Origin of the sequence: Thalassospira lucentensis, assembly GCF_050516545.1 — a bacterium.
Classification (GTDB): Bacteria; Pseudomonadota; Alphaproteobacteria; order Rhodospirillales; family Thalassospiraceae; genus Thalassospira; species Thalassospira lucentensis_C.
The window spans coordinates 3,823,303-3,837,697 of sequence record NZ_CP191544.1 but is presented as its reverse complement, the minus strand read 5'-3'; the positions used below and the strand labels follow the sequence as shown (position 1 = coordinate 3,837,697).

General features: G+C 52.6%; 17 protein-coding genes. 13 read left to right on the top strand and 4 right to left on the bottom strand.

Going from position 1 to position 14,395, the window contains the following annotated elements:
* The first annotated feature begins 130 nt into the window (after positions 1 to 130).
* From gshB to ACQ0MK_RS17600, 5 genes are all read left to right on the top strand, one after another.
* Positions 131 to 1,075: a glutathione synthase gene (gene gshB, locus ACQ0MK_RS17620; RefSeq protein ID WP_350041051.1), complete on the top strand. Its 945-nt coding sequence runs from the start codon at positions 131 to 133 to the stop codon at positions 1,073 to 1,075.
* Positions 1,076 to 1,276: 201 nt separating this feature from the next.
* Entirely contained in the window at positions 1,277 to 2,806 is a 1,530-nt protein-coding gene (locus ACQ0MK_RS17615) for an alkaline phosphatase D family protein (protein WP_430473711.1), read from the top strand.
* A gap of 65 nt (positions 2,807 to 2,871) precedes the next feature.
* Positions 2,872 to 3,507 (top strand): glutathione S-transferase N-terminal domain-containing protein, encoded by a 636-nt coding sequence (locus tag ACQ0MK_RS17610; RefSeq protein ID WP_430473710.1) that lies wholly within the window; start codon positions 2,872 to 2,874, stop codon positions 3,505 to 3,507.
* 94 nt (positions 3,508 to 3,601) lie between these two features.
* Positions 3,602 to 3,838 carry a hypothetical protein gene (locus ACQ0MK_RS17605; protein ID WP_430473709.1) on the top strand — a complete coding sequence of 79 codons (237 nt, stop codon included), beginning with the start codon at positions 3,602 to 3,604 and terminating at the stop codon, positions 3,836 to 3,838.
* Positions 3,839 to 4,025: 187 nt separating this feature from the next.
* On the top strand, positions 4,026 to 4,496 hold the full coding sequence (locus ACQ0MK_RS17600) for a GNAT family N-acetyltransferase (RefSeq protein WP_430473708.1): 471 nt from the start codon (positions 4,026 to 4,028) through the stop codon (positions 4,494 to 4,496).
* A gap of 3 nt (positions 4,497 to 4,499) precedes the next feature.
* Here the strand turns inward: ACQ0MK_RS17600 and ACQ0MK_RS17595 are convergent, their stop codons facing one another.
* Positions 4,500 to 4,976 carry a MarR family winged helix-turn-helix transcriptional regulator gene (locus ACQ0MK_RS17595; protein ID WP_430473707.1) on the bottom strand — a complete coding sequence of 159 codons (477 nt, stop codon included), beginning with the start codon at positions 4,974 to 4,976 and terminating at the stop codon, positions 4,500 to 4,502.
* A 122-nt stretch (positions 4,977 to 5,098) separates the two neighbouring features.
* Here ACQ0MK_RS17595 and ACQ0MK_RS17590 point away from each other — a divergent pair, with 122 nt between their 5' ends.
* The 3 genes from ACQ0MK_RS17590 to ACQ0MK_RS17580 all read left to right on the top strand — a co-directional run bounded on the left by ACQ0MK_RS17590 (position 5,099) and on the right by ACQ0MK_RS17580 (position 6,459).
* A complete protein-coding gene (locus ACQ0MK_RS17590; RefSeq protein ID WP_430473706.1) occupies positions 5,099 to 5,572 on the top strand; it encodes a VOC family protein in 474 nt (157 codons plus the stop codon).
* A 62-nt stretch (positions 5,573 to 5,634) separates the two neighbouring features.
* Positions 5,635 to 6,018, top strand: coding sequence for a YybH family protein (locus tag ACQ0MK_RS17585; protein ID WP_430473705.1), 384 nt, complete (start codon positions 5,635 to 5,637; stop codon positions 6,016 to 6,018).
* Between the two features lie 39 nt (positions 6,019 to 6,057).
* Positions 6,058 to 6,459, top strand: a complete 402-nt coding sequence (locus tag ACQ0MK_RS17580; RefSeq protein ID WP_430473704.1) for a VOC family protein — start codon at positions 6,058 to 6,060, stop codon at positions 6,457 to 6,459.
* A gap of 7 nt (positions 6,460 to 6,466) precedes the next feature.
* Here ACQ0MK_RS17580 and ACQ0MK_RS17575 read toward each other — a convergent pair whose 3' ends face one another.
* On the bottom strand, positions 6,467 to 6,739 hold the full coding sequence (locus ACQ0MK_RS17575) for a hypothetical protein (RefSeq protein ID WP_430473703.1): 273 nt from the start codon (positions 6,737 to 6,739) through the stop codon (positions 6,467 to 6,469).
* 115 nt (positions 6,740 to 6,854) lie between these two features.
* On the opposite strand from ACQ0MK_RS17575, the gene ACQ0MK_RS17570 reads away from it, so the two are divergent.
* Positions 6,855 to 7,682 carry a UDP-2,3-diacylglucosamine diphosphatase gene (locus ACQ0MK_RS17570; protein WP_430473702.1) on the top strand — a complete coding sequence of 276 codons (828 nt, stop codon included), beginning with the start codon at positions 6,855 to 6,857 and terminating at the stop codon, positions 7,680 to 7,682.
* The gene (locus tag ACQ0MK_RS17565; RefSeq protein WP_430473701.1) at positions 7,679 to 8,773 is read left to right on the top strand and encodes a glycosyltransferase family 4 protein; all 1,095 of its coding nucleotides are present in this window, start codon (positions 7,679 to 7,681) and stop codon (positions 8,771 to 8,773) included. The genes ACQ0MK_RS17570 and ACQ0MK_RS17565 overlap by 4 nt, the downstream gene beginning before the upstream one ends.
* Positions 8,774 to 8,777: 4 nt before the next feature.
* Here ACQ0MK_RS17565 and ACQ0MK_RS17560 read toward each other — a convergent pair whose 3' ends face one another.
* Positions 8,778 to 10,283: a B12-binding domain-containing radical SAM protein gene (locus ACQ0MK_RS17560; protein ID WP_430473700.1), complete on the bottom strand. Its 1,506-nt coding sequence runs from the start codon at positions 10,281 to 10,283 to the stop codon at positions 8,778 to 8,780.
* 126 nt (positions 10,284 to 10,409) lie between these two features.
* Here ACQ0MK_RS17560 and ACQ0MK_RS17555 point away from each other — a divergent pair, with 126 nt between their 5' ends.
* The 3 genes from ACQ0MK_RS17555 to ACQ0MK_RS17545 all read left to right on the top strand — a co-directional run bounded on the left by ACQ0MK_RS17555 (position 10,410) and on the right by ACQ0MK_RS17545 (position 13,787).
* Positions 10,410 to 11,525: a cyclic nucleotide-binding domain-containing protein gene (locus tag ACQ0MK_RS17555; RefSeq protein WP_430473699.1), complete on the top strand. Its 1,116-nt coding sequence runs from the start codon at positions 10,410 to 10,412 to the stop codon at positions 11,523 to 11,525.
* A 224-nt stretch (positions 11,526 to 11,749) separates the two neighbouring features.
* Positions 11,750 to 13,261 (top strand): YifB family Mg chelatase-like AAA ATPase, encoded by a 1,512-nt coding sequence (locus ACQ0MK_RS17550; RefSeq protein WP_430473698.1) that lies wholly within the window; start codon positions 11,750 to 11,752, stop codon positions 13,259 to 13,261.
* A 46-nt stretch (positions 13,262 to 13,307) separates the two neighbouring features.
* A complete protein-coding gene (locus ACQ0MK_RS17545; RefSeq protein WP_430473697.1) occupies positions 13,308 to 13,787 on the top strand; it encodes a hypothetical protein in 480 nt (159 codons plus the stop codon).
* A 99-nt stretch (positions 13,788 to 13,886) separates the two neighbouring features.
* Here ACQ0MK_RS17545 and ACQ0MK_RS17540 read toward each other — a convergent pair whose 3' ends face one another.
* The gene (locus tag ACQ0MK_RS17540) at positions 13,887 to 14,282 is read right to left on the bottom strand and encodes a RidA family protein (protein WP_430473696.1); all 396 of its coding nucleotides are present in this window, start codon (positions 14,280 to 14,282) and stop codon (positions 13,887 to 13,889) included.
* Between the last annotated feature and the right edge of the window lie 113 nt (positions 14,283 to 14,395).

Sequence of the window (14,395 nt, the reverse complement as noted above, 5' to 3'; positions counted from 1 at the left end):
AAATTACATATCGCATCATTTGGCCGGGAAGGCCAGCCGGGTCAAGCTATGCCCGCAAATGATCACAATTGGCCGCTTTGGGCCATATTTGCGGGTACGGCATAGTGCCGGTGAAGAGGAGAACGCGTTAATGAGCCGTATCGTTGCCATCCAGATGGACCCGATCGAGACAATCGATATCAAAGGGGACTCCACCTTTGTCATGGGCCTTGAAGCCCAGGCGCGTGGATATGACCTTTTGCATTATCATCCAGATGACATGTTTTATGATCGCGGGCGGATCAAGGCAGAAGTCCGCCCGATGACGCTGCGCTATGAGCAGGGCAATCATTATGATCTGGGAGATGCCCGGATCATTGATCTGGCCCGGGAAACCGATGTGATCCTGATGCGTCAGGACCCACCGTTTGACATGAATTATATCACGGCAACCCACCTACTCGAAGCCATCCACCCCGAAACTTTCGTCGTCAATCATCCGGGCCATGTGCGCAATGCACCGGAAAAGATTTTCGTGACGGAATTCCCCGATCTGATGCCGCCGACCCTGATCACGCGATCGGCTGCGCGCATTCGTGATTTCCGCGAAGAATACAAAGACATCATCGTCAAACCATTGTTTGGCAATGGCGGCGCGGGTGTGTTCCATCTTAAACCCGGCGATGAAAACCTTAATTCCTTGCTGGAGCTGTTTGCCGCCCAGTCCCGCGAACCTTTGATGGTTCAGGCCTATTTGCCCGATGTGCGTAAAGGCGACAAACGCATCATTCTGGTCGACGGTGAGCCGGTCGGTGCGATCAACCGCGTTCCGGCCGAAGGCGAAGCACGCTCAAACATGCATGTTGGCGGGGTTGCTGAAAAATCACTTTTGACCCCGCGTGAGCGTGAGATTTGTGAACGCATCGGACCGGAACTTAAAAAGAGGGATCTGATTTTTGTCGGGATTGACGTGATTGGCGATTACATGACCGAAATCAACGTCACCTCGCCAACCGGCTTGCAGGAAGTGAACCGTTTTGACGGTGCCAAACTGGAAAGCCTGATTTGGGATGCGATTGACAACCGTTTGGCATGATGTGACGGGTCTGAGATGATTTTCAGGGCAAGTGATCACGGTCGCTTGCCCTTTTTTGTGCCAATTGCTTTGATGAAGTGACATTGGGTTCCCTGCCCGATCAGAACGGCCAAGAGATGCATCAGATGATTGGAACTGGAACCAAACCGCCAATCAAACGTATGATTTGAGAGATTATTTCGCGCAAGGTAACAGGATTGCATGACCCAGAACCAGAATTCCGAAATTTCCGATGACGGTCTGTTTGGGCCTTTTTTGTTTGCGCGGGGCAATGATGGGAAGAACAACCGTCTTGCTGCCTTGATCGTCGCACCTGACGATATGGCCTTGCCGGAACTGCGCGCGATGGACGGCGATCCGGTGACTCCGGAAAAGCTGACAACCCTGTTTGGCAGAAGCTATTGGCGGTTTGATTTTGAACTGCCCGCAGAAGGCCGGTCATATTATAGTTTCGATTCCGTAATATATGCCGTTTGTAGCGATTTTAGCTCGGATTTACATATCGGATTTGTGTCGTGCAATGGTCAGGAAGACGGGGATCTTGACCGGCCGCTGGAAGATCGCAACGCGCTTTGGATTGATCTTGCCGACCAACATAAAAAGCGGCCGTTTTCATTGCTTTTGCATGGTGGTGATCAGATTTACGCCGATGGTGTTTGGCAATGTCATCCCGATATCATTGCATGGCAAAAAGCCCGGCGTCGGGAAAAGCTTGCGACCGATTTTTCCGATGAGATGCATGATGCGGTTTTGAAATTCTATCTTGATCATTATCTGGCGATTTACGGCCAACCGCAAATCAGCCACATGCTGGCCCGTGTGCCGTCGCTTATGATGTGGGATGACCATGATATTTTTGATGGCTGGGGCAGTCACAAAAAATGGTTTCAGGGGGCGGCTGTGGCACGTGGCATGTTTGGCTGTGCGCGCGAAGCATTCTGTTTAATGCAGCTTTGCAGCGGTGCGGACAGCCGTAGCCATCAGAATTCCGATACTCATTCCAAACCGGAAACCGTTACTGATCCGGGTTCTGTTGCCGGTGCCCTGCCCGATATGGTGTTTGACCCTGATGGCAAAAGCCTTGCCTGGCGCGTCGATTATCCGGGGTTTAGCGTTATTGCGCCCGATCTTCGATCTGAACGGACGCCAAGCGATATTATGGGTGATCACGGTTGGCGCGATATTGTGCCAACCCTGAATGCCATTCCCGATGGCAACCGCATTTTGATGATGTCGAGTGTGCCGGTGATCGGGCCGCGTCTTTCATTGGTGGAAATGTTCCTTCATATGATGCCCCATGCCCAGAAATACGAAGATGATCTGCGCGATCAGTGGCAAAGCCGCTGGCACCGGCGGGAATGGTGCCGTTTTCTGGAATTGCTTGAACAGGTTGCCAACGATCATGATCACGAGATCACGCTGCTGTCGGGCGAAATTCACGTTGCCACCCGTGGGACATTTGAAACCACGGGCAAAACCATTCATCAACTGGTGGCGTCGGGCATTTCGCATACCGCCCCGCCCAAGGCCTTTGCCCGTGGGTTGGGATTGCTGGCATGGATCGGGGATCATCCGTTACCCGATCGCCCGACACGGTTAAAACCGCTTCCTGAACGCAAAGGTGTCTATTGTGCGGCGCGAAATTACCTTACACTGACCCGTAAAGATAAGAACTGGAACGCAAACTGGCATCTTGAAGGGATCGGCTGGACCCCGGATTTGGCGATTTAAGGTCGCGGAATTCATCAGGGTCGGTTTGATTGTCGCCAGTTTGATCAGGATAAAGGGCCTGGATCATGATGCAGCTTTACTATTCGCCAACGTCGCCTTTCTCGCGCAAGGTGCGGGTTGTTTTGCGTGAGCTTGGTCTGGAAAAACAGATCAGCGAAATTCTGATCGATCCATGGACGGATGCGGCCCTTCGGGCCCACAACCCGTTGTCCAAGGTGCCAACCCTGATCCTTGAAGACGGCATGGCGGTGTTTGAGTCTGCGGTAATTTGTGATTACCTTGATCAGCTATCGCGGTCTTCCGGTGCATCAGTGGGCGTTATTCCCGAAGAAGGTGTATCGCGCCTTAATGCCCTGAAATGGCAGGGGCTTGCGGATGGTATGATGACGGCGACCGGGCGGCTATATGCCGATTCAAACCGTGATGAAAGTGATCGTTCCGATTTCGTAATGGAGCGGCAGGCCCAAGCCATTCAAAGCGGTATTGATGCAATCCTTGATGGTTTGGCGCAGTTGCGCACCGAAGATCCGCATTTGGGCACATATTCGGTTCTGGTGGCACTTTGCTATATTGATTTTCGTTGGCCGGACCGGCGTTTTGATATTCCGGTGCGGGTGCGCGACTGGATGGCAATCATGTCTGAGCGGGAATCTTTTGCCGAAACTGTTTTCCACTTGCCCCATGATACGGATCAGAAGTGAATTGCCTGTGGGAAGGTCATAGGTTAAAGCCATCGTGATCCAAGCGAAATCGCGCTATAATGCGGTTTGACCCCAAGCGAAGAAAAGAGCCTTCATGACCGAACCGACGATTACCAAAGCAATGCGTGAACGTGCCTGGGCCTGCGCCGGCCGGATTGACGGCGAAGATGCCCGTGAAGTGCGTAAGCACGAAGCAAGCGGCATCACCATGAAAAAAGAAAGCTTTGGCAAGTTTCGTAATTTCGGCTGGACTGTGGTCAACGAAGAAGCTGTTCCGTGCCGCAAGGAATTCCTGCCGCCTCAGGGCGCAGCTGCGCCGTCCAAGGACTAGTGCCTGCCGTCTTCCGGGGCGCAGTGCCATAAACGTGATGGGCGGTGATCCGCCGGGCAATTGACAAATCAACCGGTTAACGGCGCAATGGACCTTGGTTCTTGCGCCTTTTTCATATCTCTTACCGGTCCCGTTCCCAATGATTTCCAGCACAGCATCAAAATCCCTGCCGTCGCAAAGGACAATCATGTTTGTGCGTCTGGGCGATATCGCGCCAGCAATCATCATTGCCCATATGTCTGATCCGCGCATGGCGGAACATATGCCGCTATTGTCCGGTCCTTGGGATCACAGCGATCATGCGCGTTTCATGGCGGCTAAAGATACCTGTTGGCTGCGCGACGGGCTTGGTCACTGGGCGATTTTGATCGATGGAGACTATGTTGGCTGGGGCGGGTTTCAGAAAGAAGGTGATGACTGGGATTACGGATTGGTGCTGCGGCCCGACTGCTTTGGGCTTGGTCTTGCCATCACGCGCAAGGCTTTGAATTTTGCCCACAACGATCCATGGATTGACGATGTGACCTTCCTGTTACCGCCAACGCGCAAACATTTACGCGGTCTTGAACGCCTTGGTGCCCGGTTTGTCGGGCAGGTTTCCTATGACGGCGAGACATTCTTGAAATATCGCCTTGATACGCCAATGCCGGTGTTCTGACGGTTATTGCGGTTCCTGAGACAGGCTGATCAGATCGGCCAGAAGTTGTTCGGCATTGGAATCCGCAACAAGGCCTTCAAGGTCGCTTTGGGTTTTATGCCAGATCGGAAAGGCGCGCGTCAAAAGCGCCATACCATTATTGGTCAATGTCAAAAGGCGCCCGCGTTTATCCTTTGGATCCGGGGTGATTTTAATCAGGGCACGGCGTTCCAGTGGTTTTAGATTGGCGGTTAAGGTCGTTCTATCCATCGCCAGAAGATCCGCGACATCTTTCATATGCGGTGGGTATGGCCGGTTCAGCGACATCAGCAAAGAATATTGCCCGCTGGTCAGATCAAGAGGCCGAAAGGCGTCGTCAAACCGGCGCGCAATTGTGCGTGCCGCGCGCCGCACATGCAGGCAAAGGCAGGAGTCCCGTACCATGATCGTATCGGCGTAGGGGACAGTTTGATCGCTATGGTTGAAATCTTTTTTTGACATGAGTTAATTATGTTGATATCAACGTATTTGTCAAACAGGAAAACCATAAAAGACTAATCAATCACAAGGTTTTTCAACATTTGGCCATCGTGATCCGTTCTGCCTGGCAAGGAGGATGCCCTATGCAGAAAGTAACACCCTTTCTGTGGTTTGACGGCAATGCCGAAGAAGCCATCAATTTCTACGCATCGGTTTTTCCGAACGCGAAAGTTGGCGACATCATGCGCGTCAGCAAAGCCGGCCCCAGCCCGGAAGGCAGGGTTCTGACCATTGGTTTTGAACTTGAAGGCCAGAAATTTACTGCTTTTAACTTTCCGTCCGATTTCAAGTTTACCGAGGCGGTTTCATTCGTCGTGTCCTGCAAGGATCAGGCGGAAGTCGATCATTACTGGGACCGCCTTTCAGAAGGCGGCGAGCCGCGTGATTGCGGCTGGGTCAAAGACCGGTTTGGGGTCTTCTGGCAGATTACCCCGACTCGTCTGATTGACCTGATGACCGATCCGGACCCGAACATTGCGGCGCGTGCCGCGACATCGATGATGACCATGCAAAAGATCGATATCGCCACGCTGGAACGCGCGGTTAAGCCGGGTTGACGTCCCAAAGCCCTTTGAACATCTATTCGCCCCCTCGTGCCACCACCTGAAGGATACGTTCGATGACTACTGCCAAACAAGCAAAGGACATTGATGCCATCATGGCGCTTTATAGCGATGACATCTGTTCCTATGACGCGGTTGGAACATTGCAAATTAACGGCGCACGTGACTATCGCGCCCACTGGCAACGCTGCATGCCCGAAAAGGATGACGTGATCATCGACATGCAAAGCCCGGTGATCCGTGTTTCAGGCCATCTTGGGGTTGCCCGGTTTTTGATCCGGTGTGGCCTTTGCAAAGACGATGGCACCGAACAGGCAAGCTGGATGCGGGCAAGCTACCACCTTGAAAAGAAAGATGGCGCGTGGCGCATCTTCCATGAACATTTTTCCGTGCCTTTTGATTTTGAAAATGGTGCCGCCCAGTTCGGGCTGCATCCCTAAACCCACGCCCACACCATTTTGAAACAAGGGAATGCTCCAATGAAAGTGATCAGCTATTTGAATTTTGACGGAAACTGCCGCCCGGCGATGGAATTTTATAAATCCATTCTGGGGGGCGAATTGATCGCCATGCCGTTTGGCGACACGCCCATGAGCGACGATATGCCCGATTTCGCCGATAAAATCGCCCATGCCTGTTTGATGGGGGATGACTGGCACATCATGGCATCCGATTGCCCGCCCGGCCATTTCGAAGCAATGAAGGGCATGAATATTTCCATCCATGTGCCTACTGCTGCGGAAGGAAAGGCGTTGTTTGATAAACTGGCTGTGGATGGCACCATCACCATGCCGTTTGAGGAAACCTTCTGGTCACCGGGCTTTGGTCTTTTGACCGACAAGTTCGGCACACCCTGGATGGTCAATACAGATATGGCGTAAGCAACGCCTATGAATTTAGGCCAAGCGTCTGCTTTTGAACGATTTGTTGCCTTGATCCCCATTTCCCGTCAAAGTGAAGCAACTTGGGGTTATGGGGATCAGCCAACATGACAGCACCGGTCACGACCGTTGCCTTCGCCGGAATCGAAGCCATCCCGGTGGATGTCCCGATGTATACGGCAAATGAATTGCCCGGTAAGGCGGTATCGACATCCAGCAATTGGGTGAGATCCGCTTTTTTGGCCGTCAGGTCGGCCATATCCCCCAAATACACCCCCATAAATTTTGCCCCGAAAACTTCGCCGAAGGAAACATCGCATTCCGATTTTCCAAGTGCGTCAGGTGGTTGCCCGAAAGTCCGTTCTGCGCAGATGGCTAATTAGGAGACGTTAAGGATGGCGTCGTCATCGCCACGTAAGGTCAGGTCGATCTTTATTTCTGATATCCATCTGGGAACCCGGCACTGTCAGGCTGAATTGGTTACGAACTTTTTGGCCGCCTTTGAGGCTGAAACCATTTATCTGGTTGGTGATATCATTGATGGCTGGCGTCTTAAGCGGTCGTGGTATTGGCCAGAATCGCACGAGGCCGTAATCCAGAGTCTGCTGACCAGTGCGCGCGGTGGGACCAAAGTCTTTTTCATTCCGGGAAACCACGATGAATTCGTGCGCAGATATGCCGATAGACTGGTTGCCAAGGTGGCTGTGCGCGATCAGGTGATTCATCACACGGCTGATGGTCGACGTTATCTTGTGACCCATGGTGATCAATATGATCCGGTGGTGCGAAAGGCCACTTGGCTGGCCCATATTGGTGATCGGTTTTACGAACTAGCCCTTACCAGCAATACGGTTGTGAACTGGGTGCGTCGCCGATTTGGCCTTGATTACTGGTCACTTGGTGCCTTTGCCAAACGCCATGTGAAAAGTTTCATTGGCATCATCAGCCAGTTCGAAACCATCGTTGCAGAAGATGTGCGCAAGCGCGATTTGCACGGTGTCATTTGTGGCCATATCCATCATGCTGTCAGTCGTCAGATGGGGGGCATTCACTATGTAAATGCCGGCGATTGGGTCGAAAGCTGCACCGGGATTGTTGAGGCGACCGATGGGCGTCTTGAAGTCATTCGGTGGACTGAAAGCGGCCAAGATATGCAAGCAGTCGCGCACAAGGAAACACCCGTGGGCTCGCGCGCCTCAAAACCGGTTAGCCGAATCCGATGATCGGTAAAGTAAAACCGGCTTTCACAGGGGATGAAAAGGCCATCCTGATTGTCACCGACGCCTATCGTCCGCAGGTTAATGGTGTTGTCCGATCCATTGAATATATGGAAGAAGAATTACGCGGCATGGGATTTCGGGTTGAGATCCTGTCACCTGATAGATTTCGAACCATGCCATGCCCCGGATATGCCGAAATTCGTCTTGCACTGACCCGTCCGGCAACGCTTCGCAAGCATATGATTGCTGCGGGATGTGCGCATTTACACATTGCGACCGAGGGGCCATTGGGCCTTATGGCGGCCAATATCGCGCGACGTTTGAGCTGGCCGTTTACGACGGCCTATCATTCCCGTTTTCCAGAATACGCAGCCGCCCGCGTGCCGTTGCCTGCGGCGTTCTTCTATGGCTGGTTCCGCCGGTTCCACAATAAGGGGGATGGTTGCATGGTCGTGACAGAAACCCTGAAAAGCGATCTGGCGAATCATGGTTTCAAACGCCTGATGCGCTGGTCGCGCGGTGTTGATACCAGCCTGTTCCGATCGACCCCGGAAACCGATCTGGTCAACGAAGTGGTGGCCGATCTGCCCCGACCGATCTTTCTGTATGTCGGACGTGTTTCCGTCGAAAAGAGCATACCGGACTTCCTTGATCTTGATTTGCCCGGCACGAAGATGGTGGTCGGAGATGGCCCGGAACTCGAACGTTTGCGTCGTAAATACCCCGGCGTTCAGTTCACGGGTGCTAAGACGGGAACAGATTTGGCGCGCCATTACGCGAATGCGGATGTTTTCGTTTTCCCGTCCAAGACCGATACGTTTGGTTTGGTCGTTCTCGAAGCATTGGCCTGCGGCCTCCCCATTGCGGCATATCCGGTGATGGGCCCGCGTGACGTTCTTGGCGAACATGCAACGGGACCTGAAAGAATTGGTGTGTTGTCCGAGGATTTGCGACAGGCGGCACTGGACGCGCTTGATATTCCGTCTGATCGATGCCGCGCATTTGCCTTGGGCTATGGTTGGAATTCATCCGCACAGCAATTTAGGGATAATGTCCTGTCAGTTCGTTCATCCGTAACCACAGACGTGCCCTAACCGGTTATGGGCGGGCGTTCAGATATGCATCGCTCAGGCTGCCATCCGGATTGGTAATCCGCAAGGGTTTGAAACATTTCTCAAACCGGGACGGCAGATTGATTCGCGGGCGATAGGCGTTGCGCAGTGGATCGCTTAGCGCACTGAATGTGCGTGCCGGTTCGCGATAGGTTTCGATCATGCGTTGGGGTGAGCCGATATCAATACGTCCGGCAAACCGGTGTAAGGGTCGAACAAGTGCCAATGCGCTTTGGTCCGGACTGACATGGCGACGCCAATGCCATGCGTGGCGGAACGCATGCCGGGTGAGTGCCATTTTGCGGCCCTTGAATTGAAGAAGGTCCGCAAGGAACGCACGCACGTCCTCAAGCGGTTCTTTTGGCCATTCAACCAGCTTCATACCGTCCATATCGCTTAGCGCAAGGTTGGGCATCAGGCGGCCGTTTTGTGCCGATGCGTCGAAATGCGGGGTGCCCAAAATCGGAATGGGCACAGAAAGCAGGCTGGGCAACGGAATACGATGATCTGCCAGAATGCCATCGACCTGACCGGCGACCTCGGCAATTGTTTGTTCGGTGAAATCCGTAATTATGCCGTAGTCAAAGTTAATGCCATATTCGGCACACAGGGTGGTCAGTGCTAGCGGGTCTGATGTGATGCTTTGTTTTTTGTTGAAGTTCTTTAAGACCGCAGGGTCCAGGGATTCCACGCCGGAAAAGATTGCTTTGCAGCCATTTTGAGACAGCAGCTCCAGATTTTCCCGGCGTTTGAAAAAGTCCCCGGTCACCAACGCACCCCAGCCGCGAAACTGACCACGTCGCCAACGTTCGCCGATCATTTCCACGCGGTAGCGGAAATTATCCCGGTTGTTGCCATAGAAATTGTTGTCCAGAACCATAACGCCAAGCACACGCCCCATTGCGTCAAGCTGACCGGTGATTGAGGCATCGCTATGGGGTTTATAGGCGCGGCCTTCGGCCGTTAGCGAACAGAAAGAACAGGCGAAATTGCAATTCTTTGTCGTTTCGAGATAGCTAAGCCCCATGGTCGGGCGGGCAAGGTCAAACCGTGGTGAGCCATGTGGATTGGCATGATCAGGGTCGAAGATATCGCAAATGATTTCAGTGATGTCTTCGACGTCGCCTTGCGCAACATAGTCAAAGGTTTCAGCGCACAATTTGGGCAAAGCGCGCGCAATCGGCCCCCCGATGACGGAAATGCCGGATGGTTTGGCGAATTTGAAATAGGCTGAAAGTTGATGCGCCCTGTCAAATGACGCGGTTAAGCCGGTGAAGATAATGACATCTGGCCATTCCAGAATGCGGGTATCAAGCAAGGGTCCGTGAAAAACCTCATCCCAGACCCTTACTTCAATCTGCTCTTGGTCGAAATAACCGGCAAGATAATAGGGGGCCATTGCTCTGGGCACGAACCAGCGGGTCGGCGTTGCTGATCGCCAGGGATCAAAATAGGCGTTTATGATCAGGACGGCTTTTTTCCGAGCTTGCATCTTGCTCATCTTCACAATGTGCACTGGGTATCTGATAGCAACGACGATACTGGAGACATTTGGATTGTCGCACAGTATATTGCCGAGCTGTATTGATATCGCAAATCGCTATGATTGTAGAGAGTTATGACCGACGAGATCCAATCAAGTGCGCAAGCATTGCGCACGCATCCTGCCCTCAAAAAGGTGCCAGAAGAGGTCATGGCGTCGATCATCTCGGTCGCACAGCAGGCGGATGTAAGCGCTGGCGACTTTATCATGCGCGAGGGTGAACCCAGCACTGATCTGTATTTTCTGCTGTCTGGTGATGCGGTGGCATTGCGCAAATCACATGATGGCACTGACATCTTGCTGAATGCGATCCCGGAGGGGGATTGCGTCGGGGAGCTTGCATTTCTGGACGGTGGTATGCGGACATCTTCGGTGCGCGCCGAAAGTGCCTGTCGCCTGATTAAGATCCCGACGACGGAACTAGAAGCGCGCGATGACGCTGCATCCGTGATTGGCGCGTTGAAAGCAGCCCTTGCCAGCGTCGTCGTCACCCGTGCGCGCCAAATGAGCGATAACATGCTCGCGTCACTCCGGCGGGAGTTGGAAATCAAAACACTGCAAAATCAGTTTGGCTATTTTCTGGTTTTCACGATTGCGATTTTTTTGATTTCCACGGCTTTGTTCTATCTGGTGGCGGAAGAATACGTGAAGGATGTCTATGATCCGGGCTTTTCCTGGCAAGCGATCCTTTTTCTGGCGGTGCCATGCCTTCTTGTGATCAAGGTGATGAAGATCCCGCTTGCTGATCTTGGCATCCAGCGCGAAGGATTTAAACGTGCCGCCTTACAGTCCGTCGCGGCCTGTGTGGCTATTACAATTCCGGTTGCGATCTATTTGCTCTATTTCAAAGGCCCGTCATCCGGTGCCGCGGCAACGCACGGTGCCACTGTCGATTTGATCTTTTTGCTGCAGTATTTTGCCCACACCCTGTTTCAGGAACTTGGGTCGCGCGGGCTTTTGCAGGGACTGTTCCAGAAGTTTTTGGGTGATACCAATGGGCATCGTGCGATCCTTTTGACCAGCACGGTCTTTGCGTCCCTGCATCTGGCCTTTGGCATTGATGCGGTCATGATCACCTTTGTTGCCAGCATTGTCTTTGGCTATGTCTATCAGGCCCAGAAGAACCTGATTGGCGTGACAATTCTGCATTATTGGCTGGGCGTTCTGGCCGCATTTGTCGTGGCGTTTTAGGGTCCAAACCAGTTTTTCAAACATTGATGCTTGGAAAATAGATTGGCTGCAATCTGTGTTGGTGTTGGTTATTGCTAGACCGAAATGGTTTGTAAGCTGCACCGTAATACGCGGCAATTTGTCGGGACAAGTGCCCTTCTAATCCCCTGACTTTAAACGATGCGTTGCCAATTTCCGCCTAACCCTGCAAAGTAATGCAGCTTTGGGTTCTGAGGGGCGGGCATATGACAGCGCGGGTTATGACAGTTGCCTTTGCCGGGATTGAAACGATTGCCGTTGATGTTCAGGTGCAAATGGCAAGTGGCCTGCCGGCCTTCACGGTTGTCGGCCTGCCCGACAAGGCCGTGTCCGAGGCCCGTGAACGGGTACGTTCAGCCCTTTCCGCTATGGGATTGGCCCTCCCGCCTAAACGCATCACGATTAATCTTGCCCCGGCGGATTTGCTGAAAGAAGGATCGCATTTCGATCTTCCGATTGCGCTGGGCATTCTGGCTGAAATGGATGTGATCGGGCATGAGGATATTACAAGGTTTCTTGCCCTTGGGGAACTTGGCCTTGATGGCAGTATTTCCAGTGTTGGGGGTGTTTTACCCGCCGCGATGGAAGCAGGCATGCAGGAATGCGGCATTATTTGTCCGCAAGCCAATGGGTCAGAGGCCCTTTGGGCCGGTGATCTGGAAATTTTGGCACCGCGCAATCTGATCAGCCTGATCAATCATTTCAAAGGCACGCAAATCCTTGCCCGCCCTGTGCGGCGTGATGATAATGAAATCAATGATTTTCAAGGTGATCTGCGCGATATCAAGGGTCAGGAAAGTGCCAAACGTGCGCTTGAGATCGCAGCGGCTGGCGGCCATAACCTTCTGATGTCGGGGCCGCCCGGATCGGGGAAATCAATGCTGGCCGCACGGTTGCCGGGCATTTTGCCCGACCTTGATGCCAGACAGGCGCTTGAAACCACGGTCATTCATTCGGTATCAGGCCTTCTGCCCGAAGGCGGTCTGATCCGAACCCGTCCGTTTCGCCAACCGCACCATTCCGCATCGATGCCGGCCCTTGTCGGTGGGGGCCATCGGGTTAAACCCGGCGAGATTTCATTGGCCCATAACGGGGTTTTGTTTCTTGATGAATTACCGGAATTTCAGCGCAATGTTTTGGATGCCTTACGCCAACCGCTTGAAACCGGGCAGATTTCCGTCGCACGGGCCAATGCGCATGTGACCTATCCTGCGCGGGTGCAGTTGGTCGCAGCGATGAATCCCTGCCGATGTGGCTATCTGGGCGATAATGAACTTGCCTGCACCCGCGCGCCACGATGCGGCGAGGATTATCAGGCGCGGCTTTCCGGCCCGCTTTTGGACCGGTTTGATATCCAGATTGACGTGCCGGCAGTAAAGCCCGAAGAACTTGATCTGCCAAGCAATGGCGAAACCAGTGCCGTGATACGTGAACGGGTGTTTCTGGCCCGCGAATTACAAATGTTACGATATAAAAACGAAAATATATCGACCAATGCACTGGCCGATGGTGAAGTCCTGCAAGAAGCCGCATCCCTTGATACTGACGGGCGGGAATTGCTTCAGGATGCCGCGCGCCAGATGAAGTTGTCCGCCCGCGGATATCACCGGATTTTACGCGTGGCACGCACGATTGCCGATCTGGCAGGAAGCGGTGGCGTTAAACGTGGCCACATTGCCGAGGCACTGAACTACCGGCAGATGGTGTATCGGCGGTAGGAAAAGGCTTCACATAAAGAACCAAAGACTGTTGTAAGGATTGCATATGGTTGGCGCGTTGCTGGTAGATAGCCCCATAAAATTGTTGGAAAAACTCAAGTATGAAGTGTCTCGAAAGAGCAGTTCCAATTCATTCCCAGAGCTAAATGCGGTGAGAGATGCATATCATTTACGAGAGTGGATTTGGCATCACTATCTTGAGGACGATGCTGTCATGCAGCAGCAGATGATGGGATTTGAGGGCAATCAGCAGGACTGGCAGCACTTTATCAACAACCAGTTTCCAAAGTTCCAAATCCTCAAGGAACTATGCAACGGTTCGAAGCATTTTATCCTGAAGAAGAAAGGTCAGATCGTTAGGGCCATAGAATCAGGGTGGGATAATCAGGAATGGGATACGCTTCCGTGGGATGCTGATGGATTTTATGTTGAGTTGTCCGATTCAAGCGTTCTCTCAATTTCCGAATTACTTGAAGCTATATGCGATTTTTGGGACCAGTTATTTAAGGATCACGCTCTAATTTGAGTAAAGCATGAGTTTACAACTGGTGTTTGAGAGACGGAAAGAAAACGCCACCTACGCCGAACTCTTGCAAGCAGTATGGGTGACGTTTGGTTTTCAGACTTAGGTTGGAACACGGGCGACGACTTTGATTTCAAAGTCAAATCCGGCCAGCCAATTTGCGCCAACGGCGGTCCAGTTCGGATAGGGTGCTTCGCTGAAGATAGCGTTCTTCACATCCATGATGTCGCCGAACTGATTTTCCGGGTCGGTATGGAACGTAGTTACATCGATGATGTCATCAAACGTACAGCCCGCCGCAGCAAGAACAGCTTTCAAGTTTTCAAAGGCCAGCGTGACCTGCTTTTTAAAGTCCGGTTCGGCGGAGCCGTCTTCACGACTGCCAACCTGTCCGGAGACAAAAACCAGATCATTTGACCGGATTGCGGCGGAATAACCGTGTTCTTCGTAAAGCGCATGGCGCTTGGGCGGGAAGATAGCTTCGTTGCGGAGTGTCATTGTAACCTCATATGGATCAGGGATAGCGTGCGAAATCATTTTCATATACGCTTTGTATGTGAATATACTGGCATACGCGACGTATGTCAAGTGATATACGTGCCGTATGTGAA